At 61.9% G+C, this 6,811-nt stretch carries 10 protein-coding genes; 3 read left to right on the top strand and 7 right to left on the bottom strand.

Going from position 1 to position 6,811, the window contains the following annotated elements:
- From AC1D1Z_RS31955 to AC1D1Z_RS31935, 5 genes are all read right to left on the bottom strand, one after another.
- A partial coding sequence (locus tag AC1D1Z_RS31955; RefSeq protein WP_477852850.1) for an electron transfer flavoprotein subunit beta/FixA family protein occupies positions 1–675 on the bottom strand: 675 nt, incomplete at its 3' end.
- Positions 676–860: 185 nt separating this feature from the next.
- Positions 861–1,646, bottom strand: coding sequence for a rhomboid family intramembrane serine protease (locus AC1D1Z_RS31950; protein WP_113543129.1), 786 nt, complete (start codon positions 1,644–1,646; stop codon positions 861–863).
- 33 nt (positions 1,647–1,679) lie between these two features.
- Positions 1,680–2,258 carry a cob(I)yrinic acid a,c-diamide adenosyltransferase gene (locus AC1D1Z_RS31945; RefSeq protein WP_131647674.1) on the bottom strand — a complete coding sequence of 193 codons (579 nt, stop codon included), beginning with the start codon at positions 2,256–2,258 and terminating at the stop codon, positions 1,680–1,682.
- A gap of 21 nt (positions 2,259–2,279) precedes the next feature.
- Positions 2,280–2,483 carry a twin transmembrane helix small protein gene (locus AC1D1Z_RS31940; protein WP_018243774.1) on the bottom strand — a complete coding sequence of 68 codons (204 nt, stop codon included), beginning with the start codon at positions 2,481–2,483 and terminating at the stop codon, positions 2,280–2,282.
- Between the two features lie 18 nt (positions 2,484–2,501).
- Complete coding sequence (locus AC1D1Z_RS31935) at positions 2,502–3,335, bottom strand: SDR family oxidoreductase (RefSeq protein ID WP_018243773.1); 834 nt, start codon at positions 3,333–3,335, stop codon at positions 2,502–2,504.
- Between the two features lie 76 nt (positions 3,336–3,411).
- Between AC1D1Z_RS31935 and AC1D1Z_RS31930 the strand changes: the two genes are divergently transcribed.
- The gene (locus tag AC1D1Z_RS31930; RefSeq protein ID WP_018243772.1) at positions 3,412–4,335 is read left to right on the top strand and encodes a YihY/virulence factor BrkB family protein; all 924 of its coding nucleotides are present in this window, start codon (positions 3,412–3,414) and stop codon (positions 4,333–4,335) included.
- Here the strand turns inward: AC1D1Z_RS31930 and gluQRS are convergent.
- On the bottom strand, positions 4,300–5,181 hold the full coding sequence (gluQRS, locus tag AC1D1Z_RS31925; RefSeq protein WP_131647673.1) for a tRNA glutamyl-Q(34) synthetase GluQRS: 882 nt from the start codon (positions 5,179–5,181) through the stop codon (positions 4,300–4,302). The genes AC1D1Z_RS31930 and gluQRS overlap by 36 nt on opposite strands.
- Here gluQRS and AC1D1Z_RS31920 point away from each other — a divergent pair.
- Positions 5,180–5,872 (top strand): DNA-3-methyladenine glycosylase family protein, encoded by a 693-nt coding sequence (locus tag AC1D1Z_RS31920; RefSeq protein WP_131647675.1) that lies wholly within the window; start codon positions 5,180–5,182, stop codon positions 5,870–5,872. The genes gluQRS and AC1D1Z_RS31920 overlap by 2 nt on opposite strands.
- Positions 5,873–5,983: 111 nt before the next feature.
- Entirely contained in the window at positions 5,984–6,541 is a 558-nt protein-coding gene (locus tag AC1D1Z_RS31915) for an HNH endonuclease (protein ID WP_011653702.1), read from the top strand.
- A 74-nt stretch (positions 6,542–6,615) separates the two neighbouring features.
- On the opposite strand, the gene AC1D1Z_RS31910 is transcribed toward AC1D1Z_RS31915, so the two are convergent.
- A partial coding sequence (locus AC1D1Z_RS31910) for a disulfide bond formation protein B (protein WP_477852847.1) occupies positions 6,616–6,811 on the bottom strand: 196 nt, incomplete at its 5' end.

The following is a 6,811-nucleotide window of genomic DNA, read 5'->3' as shown; positions in this document are numbered from 1 at the left end:
GCCCGACGGCTCCTCGGTCTTCAAGACCTTGAGGCGCGGCGTGGTCGAGATGCCGAAATCATCAGGCGTCTTCTTGTCGAGCGGCTTCTTCTTCGCCTTCATGATATTCGGCAGCGAGGCATAGCGCGGTTCGTTCAAGCGCAGATCCGTGGTGACGACCGCCGGCAGCTTGATCTCGATCGTCTGCAGGCCGCCATCGACTTCGCGGGTCACCTGAGCCTTGCCGTCACCGATCTCGATCTTCGAGGCGAAGGTCGCCTGGGGCATGCCCAGCAGTGCTGCCAGCATCTGGCCGGTCTGGTTGCTGTCGTCATCGATCGCCTGCTTGCCGACGATGATCAGCCCGGGCTGTTCGGCATCGGCCACAGCCTTGAGGATCTTGGCAACCGTGAGCGGCTCGATCTGATCGTCGGTCTCGACCAGGATCGCCCGGTCGGCGCCCATGGCGAGTGCGGTGCGCAGCGTCTCCTCGGCCTTGGCAGGACCGATCGACACCACGACCACTTCCTCAGCCTTGCCGGCTTCCTTCAGCCGCAGCGCCTCTTCCACCGAGATCTCGTCGAACGGGTTCATCGACATCTTCACATTGGCAAGCTCGACACCCGTGCCATCCGGCTTCACCCGGATCTTCACGTTGTAGTCGACAACCCGTTTGACTGGGACGAGTATCTTCATGGGGTCCTTCCTTCAGGAGAAACTGGCTTCAGAGGCTTTTTAGAAAATGCGCGCTTGGGCGCCGCTCCGATTGTCGAATGGCGACATGGATACGCGTTTTTCCTCCAAATTCAACGCTTCCATGACGCCGACGGGCAATTTGCCTCGGCAATATATGGACGTTTACGTTCACGTCAATATTGTCGTCAGCGACGGCCCCAGGGAAATCGCTGTGCCGTCCGCCCGTCCGTGCCGGCTGCGATGGCCGGGCCGGCGCCTGTGTCGTTTCTGACGGCGCGGGGCGTGACGATCTGCCGGTCGAAGAGCGGCACACCAGGTCGGCGCAACACCAGGATCAGGAAAGCCCCGGCCAGGATGCCGCCGACATGCGCCCCCCAGGAAACGTCGCCGTCAGGTGCGATCGCCAGCATGAAGAATTGCTGTCCTATCCACAAAAGCAGCGGCACGAAGGCCGGCAGGGGCAACGGCACACGGAAAAACACCAGCACCCAGACCCTGACGCGTGGATGCAGCAAGACATAGGCGGCAACGACGCCGGAGACCGCCCCCGATGCGCCGACCAGCGGCGCTTCCGAGGTCATGGTCAGCAGGCCGTGGCAAAGCGCGCCGGCGGCGGCGCACACGAGATAGAAAATCAGGAAGCGCAGATGTCCCATCGCATCCTCGACGTTGTCGCCGAAGACCCAGAGGAAGATCATGTTACCGGCCAGATGCCAGAAGCCGGTGTGGACGAAGGCATAGGTGAGGTAGGTCAGCGGTTCCGGCACGATTTCGAGTCCCTGCGCCAGCATCGCATGGCCGAAGGCAATCGCCGGGATGTAGCCGAGCCCGACGGTCGTCGCCTGGGCTGCCTGTTCGCTCTCCAGGCTGGTCAAAAGCCAGACCGCGATATTCAGCGCGATCAGCGTGAGCGTCACCCACTGAACCTTGATATATTTCAGCGTATTGGCATCGTGAAGTGGTATGAACATAAAGGCGCCCCGGCGATCGTGATCGAGGCAAGCCTATCTGTTTTTTCCCGGAACCCAAAGTACATCCGCATGGCCCTGGTCATTTGCATGACGCGCGGCGACGAAGAGGAAATCGGAGAGGCGATTGACGTATTTCATCGCCGCTTCGCCGACGATTTCGCCGTCGGTGCGGGCAAGCGCGACCATCAAACGCTCGGCGCGCCGCGCAATCGTGCGGGCAAGATGCAGATGGGCGGCAGCCGGGCTGCCACCTGGCAGGATGAAGGATTTCAGCGGCTCCAGACCGGCGTTCAGCCGGTCGATGTCGTGCTCGACGCGGTCGACCTGCGTCTCGGCGATCCGCAGCGGCTCATAGGCCGGTGGCTCACCGGTGTCAGGGGTGGCGAGATCGGCGCCGAGATCGAAGAGATCGTTCTGGATCGACATCAGCATGGCATCGAGTTCGGGCAAGCCGGCCGTGTGCAGCCGCGCCAGGCCGATCGCGGAATTGGCCTCATCGATCGTGCCGTAGGCCTCGACGCGCAGATCGTCTTTTAGCCGGCGCGGGCCGGAAACCAGCCCGGTCGTGCCGTCATCGCCTGTTTTCGTGTAGATCTTGTTGAGCTTGACCATGGTTTCCCCCTTGAAGTCCGGTCAGGTCGGGCGGCCGCCGCCGGTCAGCCAGAGCGTCAGCATGATCAGGACGACGGCGATCGCCTGCAACAGCACACGAAGCTGCATCAGCTTGTTGGAACGGTTGGCATCGCCGCCCTTCATCATGTTGAAGAGACCGCGGATCAGGACGAGGGCGACGACGCCCATGACGATGATTGCGAGGATATAGGTGACCGTGGACATAGCGTTCAGCTTTCTCAGTCAGTCCGTCCAGCGCATCAGGCGGTAGAAGAGGTCTGCCGGAAGCAGCCGCTTCAGGAACATGCCCTGCTTAGCCGGAGTCGTTACAGGATAATGTGGCCTCGGATTTTTCGAGTTCAATGCGTGTTTCAACACGGAATAGACCGCTTCCGGGCCGAGTTTATGGCGGTTGACCGGCCCCGATCCGTCGAGTCTCGCCAGTTGTCTGGTGTAATCGACCGCGTGCGGCGAATTCTCGAGATCGATATGCTCCTTGATCTTGGCGAGCGCATTGGCGGTGAACCGCGTGGCGATCGGTCCCGGCTCGATCAGGCTGACATGGATGCCGCTGCCCTGCAGCTCCATGCGCAGGGTGATGCTGAGACCTTCCAGCGCGAATTTGGAAGCGGTGTAGGCGCCGCGAAAGCGATAGGGGACAATGCCGAGGATCGACGAACATTGCACGATCCTCCCCTCTCCGCGTTTGCGCATCAGCGGAATGATCTGCCGCGTCAGCTCGTGCCAGCCGAAGAAATTCGCCTCGAACTGCGCGCGCAGCGTTGCCGTCGATAGATCCTCGACGGCGCCCGGCTGGCCGTAGGCGCCGTTATTGAAGAGCGCGTCGATACGACCGCCGCTGCGTTCCAGAACTGCGCCGACCAGGTCGGAAATCGTCTCGGTCCTGGCATAGTCCATCAGGAAGGCTTCGATGCCTTCCGCTTCCAACCCCTTGAGATCGTCCGGCTTGCGCACCGTCGCGAACACACGCCAACCATCTGCTTTCAGCGCCCGTGCGCAATGAGCGCCGATACCGGACGAACATCCGGTCACGACGATGGTGCGCTGCTCCGCCATGGAATGATTCCTGTACAAAATGGGACTCGTTTCCCATATTCGGCCAGAGGATACAATCTGGAAAGCCGGAGACGGAATGCTGAAGGTGCTGCGCACGATCTACGACGTGATCTATGACGCGATCTGTCACATGGTCGAGGACGACGGCTTCGCCATGGCAAGTCACGTGGCGCTGTCGAGCCTGCTTGCGGTTTTTCCCTTCCTGATCTTCGGCACGGCGCTTGCAAGCTTCCTCGGCGCCGATCAGTTTTCCTCGACCGCCATCCACCTGATCTTCGACACCTGGCCCGAGGCGATCGCCAAGCCGCTTGCCGACCAGGTGCTGCAGGTGCTGACCATTCCGCGCGGCGGGCTGCTGACGATCTCGGTGCTGGCGGCCGCCTATTTCGCCTCGAACGGCGTCGAGGCGCTGCGCATCTCGCTCAATCGCGCCTACCGGGTGCAGGAAACGCGGCCCTGGTATTTCACGCGTCTCGCCAGCCTGGGCTACGTGCTGATCGCAGTCATCATCTTCACGGCGATCAGCATTCTGCTCGTCGCCCTGCCGCTGGCGCTCGATTATTCCAGGAAGTGGTTTCCGCTGTTTGCCGATACCCTCGATATCGTCTTCAGCTGGCGCATCTATGGCACGCTGGTGGTTCTGACGGTCGGACTGCTGGTCATGCATCTCTGGCTGCCGGCCGGCAAGCGGCGAGTCTTCGACGTCATTCCCGGCGTCTTGCTGACGCTGCTTCTCTGGCTCGCCGGCGCGCTGATCTTTGCCTATTATCTCGCGACCTTCGCCAACTATACGGCAACCTATGCCGGTCTCGCCTCTGTCATGATCGTGCTGATCTTCCTCTACATGGTCGGCGTCATCTTCATCATCGGCGCGGAGATCAATGCGGCGCTGATCAAGTTCCGCGTCTTCCGGATGTTCTCCCACACGCTTTCGATCGTCGGCAGAGAGCGTGTCGAAAGGCAATCAGAGCCCGACAAGGCGGCGAACATCCGCCCCTGACATGCCCCGGGCACGCAATTCGCCAAGCCCGCTGTCGCCTTGGCTTTTCGAAAGCTTGCGGCCGTCGGCGTCGAGAACGAGACGATGATGGTGATAGACCGGCTGTGGCAGGCCGAGCAGCACCTGCAACAGCCGGTGCACCGATGTCGCGTGGAAGAGGTCGAGCCCACGCACGACGTGGGTCACGCCCTGCAGCGCATCGTCGATGACCACCGACAGATGATAGCTCGATGGCGCATCCGAGCGCGACAGGATGACGTCGCCCCAGACGTCGGGCTCGGCGGCGATCTCACCTGTCCTGCCGTCGCCGGTTTCCGTCCAGAACAGCAGCTCGCCGATCAGGTCGAGCGCTTTGCGCATATCGAGCCGCCAGGCATGTTTCTTCCCCGAGGTCAGCATGTCCCGCCATTCGTCTGCCGGACGCTCGCGATCAATTGCCGGATAATGCGGAGTGCCGTCGGGATCGCGCGGCCAGGGATCACCCGCTGCCTCGTAGGCAACGATGCGCGCCTTCACCTCGCCGCGCGTCAGAAAGGCCGGATAGACCAGCCCGCGCTCGATCAGCGTGTGCAACGCCGCCTGATATTCGGGGAAATGTTCCGACTGGCGCCGCACCGGGCTCTCCCAACTGATATCAAGCCATTCGAGATCCCTATGGATGCCGGCCTCGAACTCAGGTGTGCAGCGCGCCTGGTCGATATCCTCGATGCGCAGCAGCAGGCGGCCTGTTTCGGCCTCCGCCATGTCGCGGTTCAGCAGGGCCGAGAGGGCATGTCCGAGATGCAGCGGTCCGTTGGGGCTCGGCGCAAAACGAAAGACGGGTTTTTGACGCTCACTCGTGGTCATGCTTTCTTCTGCCATGGATTCGGTTTTTGAACCACTGCGAGGCAAAGTGCAGATCATCCGCAACGAGGACGATGTGAGGCAGGGGCTCGAAGCGTTGCTTCGCCTCGATCCGCGCCTTGCGCCGATCGCCGCGGAGGCCGGGCCCATTCCGCTGCGATTGCGCGAGCCCGGCTTTGCCGGCCTTGCCCATATCATCGTCTCGCAGATGGTGTCGCGCGCCAGCGCCGACGCGATCTGGCGGCGCATGCTGCCGGCGGACGGTTCGCTGACGGCCGAAGGTTACGCACTGCTTCACGCCGAGGCATGGCGCGAATTCGGCCTGTCGCGCGCCAAGGCCGAGACGCTGTCACGGATCGCCGAAGCGGTCGCCTCCGGCCGCCTCGATCTCTCCGGGCTCTGCCTGAAACCGCCGGGCGAGGCGCTTGGCGAACTGACGGCGTTGAAGGGCGTCGGGCCGTGGACGGCAGAGGTCTATCTGATGTTTTGCGGCGGCCATGCCGATGTTTTCCCGGCCGGCGATGTCGCGCTGCAGAATGCCGTCGGGGCGGCATTCGGTCTTGCGGCACGGCCGCAGGCGAAGGCGCTTGCTGAGCTTTCGGAAGTCTGGTCGCCGTGGCGCTCGGTGGCGGCACGACTTTTCTGGGCCTACTACGCCACGAAGATGCGCCGTGACATGGTGCCGATCGGCTGATCGGCAACACTCTTCAAATTGCCTTTATCCTCTGAATTTATTGGACTTCACAATCCTGTAACAACCGGCCTAATATACAGGTGCAGATGCCGAATCGATCAGGAGAGTCCCTTGACGATTGCAGTCTCCCCACAGGCCCTGCCGGCGCTCGTCCTGAACGCTGACTACCGGCCGCTGAGTTATTACCCCTTGTCGTTGTGGTCCTGGCAGGACGCGATCAAGGCGGTATTTCTCGACCGTGTGAACATCATAGCAGAATATGAACATTCGGTTTCTTCGCCGAGCTTTTCGATGCGTCTTCCGAGTGTCGTGTGCCTGAAGACTTACGTTCAGCCGTCCCGCAATCCCGCTTTCACCCGGTTCAACGTCTTCCTGCGCGACCGGTTCGAGTGCCAGTATTGCGGCGCCCATGACGACCTGACCTTCGACCACGTCACCCCGCGCGCCCATGGCGGCGAGACCACCTGGGAAAATGTCGTGGCAGCCTGCTCGCCCTGCAATCTGCGCAAGGGCAGCAAGCTTCCGAAGCAGGCAGGCATGTTCCCGGCGCAGAAGCCCTATCAGCCGACGGTGCAGGATCTGCACAATAACGGCCGGCTGTTCCCGCCGAACTATCTGCATGAAAGCTGGCTCGACTATCTCTACTGGGATACCGAACTGCAGCCCTGATCGAACGGCCCACGCGTTGCGCGTCCTTTCAGACGCGCAACGGACGCTGCAGCGCTTTGAATTGCTGGACAATTTTACGAGGCCGCCTTGCGAACGCCGACAAAGGCGAAGGCGGCGAGCAGGATTCCGGCAATCACATTCCAGCCCGCAAAAGACAGGCCGAGCACCCGCAGCGCCGCATCGGTGCAGGACGGGCCCTTGATTGTGTTGAGCTCACCAAGCAGATCGCCTGCATTGGTCGTCATGCTGCTTGCCGTCGTCGAGCAAGTG

The sequence above is a fragment of the Rhizobium sp. P1_E1 genome (assembly GCF_056406015.1).
The sequence above is the reverse complement of the archived record's forward strand: the minus strand, read 5'-3'. Positions and strand labels throughout refer to the sequence as shown.